Annotated in this window: 6 protein-coding genes; all 6 read left to right on the top strand. The window is 68.5% G+C overall.

Annotated features, from left to right (window positions below):
• Positions 1-928: 1-deoxy-D-xylulose-5-phosphate reductoisomerase (gene dxr / locus AC1DHD_RS14580; RefSeq protein WP_476880401.1), on the top strand; the 928-nt coding region annotated here is incomplete at its 5' end.
• Positions 929-967: 39 nt separating this feature from the next.
• Complete coding sequence (locus AC1DHD_RS14575) at positions 968-2299, top strand: M50 family metallopeptidase (RefSeq protein ID WP_476880400.1); 1332 nt, start codon at positions 968-970, stop codon at positions 2297-2299.
• Between the two features lie 131 nt (positions 2300-2430).
• Positions 2431-3177 carry a MarR family transcriptional regulator gene (locus AC1DHD_RS14570; RefSeq protein WP_476880399.1) on the top strand — a complete coding sequence of 249 codons (747 nt, stop codon included), beginning with the start codon at positions 2431-2433 and terminating at the stop codon, positions 3175-3177.
• Positions 3174-3734: a hypothetical protein gene (locus AC1DHD_RS14565; RefSeq protein WP_476880398.1), complete on the top strand. Its 561-nt coding sequence runs from the start codon at positions 3174-3176 to the stop codon at positions 3732-3734. Before AC1DHD_RS14570 ends, AC1DHD_RS14565 begins: the two co-directional genes overlap by 4 nt.
• A gap of 51 nt (positions 3735-3785) precedes the next feature.
• Positions 3786-4079 carry a YciI family protein gene (locus AC1DHD_RS14560; RefSeq protein WP_476880397.1) on the top strand — a complete coding sequence of 98 codons (294 nt, stop codon included), beginning with the start codon at positions 3786-3788 and terminating at the stop codon, positions 4077-4079.
• Positions 4080-4141: 62 nt separating this feature from the next.
• Positions 4142-4352, top strand: a 211-nt coding sequence (locus AC1DHD_RS14555) for a flavodoxin-dependent (E)-4-hydroxy-3-methylbut-2-enyl-diphosphate synthase (protein ID WP_476880396.1), incomplete at its 3' end; no start/stop codon positions are given.

The following is a 4352-nucleotide window of genomic DNA, read 5'->3' as shown; positions in this document are numbered from 1 at the left end:
GCTCATCACCGGCCCGGACGCGTCCACCCGGATCGCGGAAATCCCCGCCGACGTGGTGCTCAACGGAATCACCGGGTCCATTGGGCTCGCCCCCACCCTGGCCGCCCTGAAGTCCGGCGCCACGCTGGCCCTGGCGAACAAGGAATCCCTGATCGTGGGCGGTGCCCTGGTCAAGGCGGCCGCCCGCGACGGCCAGATCGTCCCCGTTGATTCCGAGCACTCGGCGATCGCCCAGTGCCTCCGGTCCGGAACGGCGGCCGAGGTGGACCGGCTGGTCCTCACCGCCTCGGGCGGCCCGTTCCGCGGAATGACCCGGGAGCAACTGCAGGACGTCAGCCCGCGGGACGCCCTCGCGCACCCCACCTGGGACATGGGCCTGATGGTCACCACCAACTCAGCGAGCCTGGTCAACAAGGGCCTGGAAGTCATCGAGGCCCACCTGCTCTTCGACATCCCGCTGGACCGCATCGACGTTGTGGTGCACCCGCAGTCCGTGGTGCACTCGATGGTCCAGTTCGTGGACGGTTCCACCATCGCCCAGGCCTCACCCCCTGATATGCGCCTGCCCATCGCCCTGGGCCTCGGCTGGCCGGACCGGGTGGCCGGCGCCGCCAGCCCGTGCGACTGGAGCAAAGCCACCAGCTGGACCTTCGAACCCCTCGACACCGTCGCCTTCCCGGCCGTGGACCTCGCCAAGGATGCGGCCCGGCAGGGCAGTACCTTCCCGGCGGTATTCAACGCCGCCAACGAGGAGGCCGTGATGGCCTTCCACGCCGGCCGGATCCGCTTCACCGATATTGTCGATACCATCGAAGCCGTCCTCAGCGAGCATTCAGGATCCTCCGGGCTGACGGTCGAATCCGTACTGGATGCTGAAAAGTGGGCACGCACGCGGACGCTTGAGCGTTTGGCCGTGGGAAGTGCCTAAGAAGCAGCCGACCGATGCCCAGGAAGTAGCAAGCCAAGCATGAGCCCCGTTGTCCTCTTTATCCTCGGCGTAGTTTTCGTCGTGATCGGCATCGCCGTGTCCATCGCCCTGCATGAAGTGGGGCACCTGGTGCCGGCCAAGCTCTTCAAAGTGCGCGTCACGAAGTACATGATCGGTTTCGGACCCACCCTCTGGTCCAAGCGCCGCGGCGAAACCGAATACGGCATCAAGGCCATCCCGCTGGGCGGGTTTGTGTCCATGATCGGCATGTACCCGCCAAATAAGACCGACGGCAGCGTCCGGCCCTCCAGCACCGGGATGTTCCAGTCGCTGGCCACCGACGCCCGCTCCCTGGCGCACGAGGAAATCGGCCCCGACGACGCCGGCCGGGTCTTCTACCGCCTCCCGGTCTGGAAGAAAATCATCATCATGCTCGGCGGCCCGGCGATGAACCTGCTGATCGGCGTCGTGCTCACCGCCGTGCTGCTGATGGGTTTCGGCGTCTCGGAATCGACCACCACCATCGCCGACGTCTCCAAGTGCCAGGTGAAGGCCGGCCAGACGGTCGACCCCAACTCCGGGGACTGCAAACTGACTCCGGCCGCCGCGGCGGGGCTGAAGCCGAACGACCGCATCACCTCGTTCGATGGCAAGGCCGTCACCAGCTGGGACGAGCTCACCGGCTGGATCCGCGCGTCGGCGGGCAAGCAGGTGAGCCTCATCGTGGAGCGCGACGGCGCCCCGGTCACCACCACCGTCACCCCGGTGCTTTCCGCCCGGCCCGTGGTTGGCACCGACGGCCGGCAGGCCAAGGACGCCGACGGCAAGCTGCGCTACCAGGACGTTGGCTTCCTCGGCATCGGCGCCCAGACTGCGCTTGTCCCGCAGCCGGCGTCGACCGTGCTGCCGATGGCGGGCGAGAACATCCAGCAGATCGCCGGCGTTGTGTTGAACCTGCCCGCTCGCGTGGCCGGGGTTGCGCAGGCGGCCTTCAGCGAGGAGCCCCGAGACCCCAACGGCCCGATCAGCGTGGTCGGGGTGGGCCGCGTCGCCGGCGAGGTCGCCGCCATGGAGCAGGTCCCGCTGCAGAGCCGCTTCGCCGCCCTGGTGGGGCTGCTGGCCGGGCTCAACTTCGCGCTGGCCGTGTTCAACCTGGTGCCGCTGCTGCCGCTGGACGGCGGCCATGTGGCCGGGGCGCTATACGAGGGAGCCCGACGTCGGATTGCCAGGCTGTTTGGCCGGCCCGATCCGGGCGCGTTCGATATCGCCAAGCTGCTGCCGGTGACCTACGTGGTGGCCGTGCTGCTGATGGGCATGTCGGCGCTGCTGGTCTACGCGGACATCGTCAAGCCGGTCAACCTGTTCGGCTGATCCCGCGGCACGGGCCCCGGATCACAACAGCCGGTTCAGACTGACTTATCTTTCTCAGCTTATGTCGGCTGATTATGAATAATCAGTTATAAACGGTTGATCTTTGGATATCAGCTGTCTATGGTTGGCGTATGTACGTCATGACCATCGACCAGCGTGGCAGCAGCTCCGACGTCGACCGCGTCCCCGCCCTGCTCGCTGAACTCGCGGACCTCCACCCGGGCGCCCACTTTGAGCGCTCCGTCGGGGACGAACTCCAGGGCGTACTGACGAACCCCGGCATAGTGGTGGACATCGCCCTTCATGCCCTTCGCAGCGGCCGCTGGTACGTCGGGATCGGCGTCGGCAACGTCGACCGGCCGCTGCCACCCAGCCCCCGGGAAGGAGCCGGACCGGCCTTTGTGGCGGCCCGCCTCGCCGTGGAACGGGCCAAAGCGGCCTCGTCCCATGTGCCACTGGCCGTCGCCGCCGGGGGACCACGGCGGGGGACTGCCGCGGCTCCCGGGCCGGCCGGCACGGACCGCGGGACGGACACTGGGCCCGGCGCCAGGGAATGCGCGAACGCCGAGGCGGTGCTGCGGCTGATCGGGCGGGTGGTCCTGGACCGGACGGCGGCACAGTGGAAGGTGGTGGACGTCCTGCGCGGCATCCAGGGCGGCCGTGGAGGGACCCACGGGAGTGTCCACGGCACCCAAAAAGCCGCCGCCGGCCAACTCGGAATCACCGAACAGTCGGTGAGCCGTGCCCTGCTTCGCTCCGGCTGGCAKGAAGAATGGGCCGCACGGCCCGCCGCGGAGATGCTCCTGGCGCTGGCCGACGGCCTGACCGCCGGGACGGACAACCCCGCCCGGCCAACCCTGAGCGAAGGAGACCGGTGAGCGCCCTATGGATTGCGGTGGCCCTGCTGGCCGCCGGGTTTGCCGGCTGGCCCGTCACGGCGCTGGTGTTCCGGCTCGCCCGGACCATCGATGACCGCTCGGACAGCCGCAGCGATGCGGACGGCACGACGGCCGCTGAACGATCCGCCACGGACGGGGCGGTCGATGGCGAGATCACCCGGCCGGCGCCGGCGGCAGTTACGCCCTCCCGGACGCCCTCCGCGCCGGCAGGCTCCGCGCCGGGCACGGCCGAACCCACCCCTCCGGGCGATGCGCCGGACGTGGCATCGGGTGAGACTCCTGCCAACGGCGCAGGGACGCGCATCCTGCGCGGCGGGGCCATTATCGGTGTCCTCGAGCGGCTGGCGGTCTGCCTTGCCATCCTCACCGGCCAGCCTGTCGCGATCGCCTACGTGGTGGCAATCAAGGGCCTCGGCCGTTTCGCGGAGCTGAAGGAAACCCCCGTGGCCGCGGAGCGGTTCATCATCGGCACCCTGACCTCCCTGCTGTGGGCTGCCGGTGTCGCGGCGCTGGTCAAGGTGCTCTTCCTGGGGTGAGGCCGGGGGGAGCGGATGGGAACCCGGCGGGCAGGGCGATARGGTATTCACATGACTGTTTTTGCTGTTGAGTACGTTTTTGATGCCGAGTCCGCAGAAATCCGCGACGCCACCCGGCCCGCGCACCGCGAATGGACCGCAGCACTCGCGCAGGAGGGAACCCTTCTCGCCAGCGGACCTTACACGGATGGCGCCGGCGCCCTGCTGCTTTTCAAGGCCGACGATGAGCAAGCACTCAACGAACTCCTCAAGCAGGACCCTTACGCCGGCACCGGTGCCGTCTCCGGCACCCGCACGATGGCTTGGGCTCCTGTGACCGGCCTCCTGGCCGGCCACGCCGCCTAGCCTCTTCCCGCCCACCCGCCATCGATATTTCGACCTAGAATTCGATTCACAGAGGAGTCCACGTGACCTCGGTCAGCCTGGGAATGCCGTCGGCACCGCCCCCCGTTCTTGCCCCGCGCCGGAAGACCCGCCAGATCAAGGTGGGCTCGGTGGGCGTCGGCTCCGATTCACCGATCAGCGTGCAGTCGATGACCACGACTCCGACCACGGACATCAACGCCACCCTGCAGCAGATCGCCGAACTGACAGCCTCCGGCTGCGACATCGTCCGGG

It is taken from the genome of Arthrobacter sp. 05L45_2 (assembly GCF_056397525.1).
The sequence above is the reverse complement of the archived record's forward strand: the minus strand, read 5'-3'. Positions and strand labels throughout refer to the sequence as shown.

What these genes read in the sequence shown, in the direction of transcription:
- AC1DHD_RS14560 (WP_476880397.1), top strand. Translation starts at nt 3,786, where the DNA reads ATGACTGTTTTTGCTGTTGAGTACGTTTTTGATGCCGAGTCCGCAGAA.
- AC1DHD_RS14575 (WP_476880400.1), top strand. Translation starts at nt 968, where the DNA reads ATGAGCCCCGTTGTCCTCTTTATCCTCGGCGTAGTTTTCGTCGTGATC.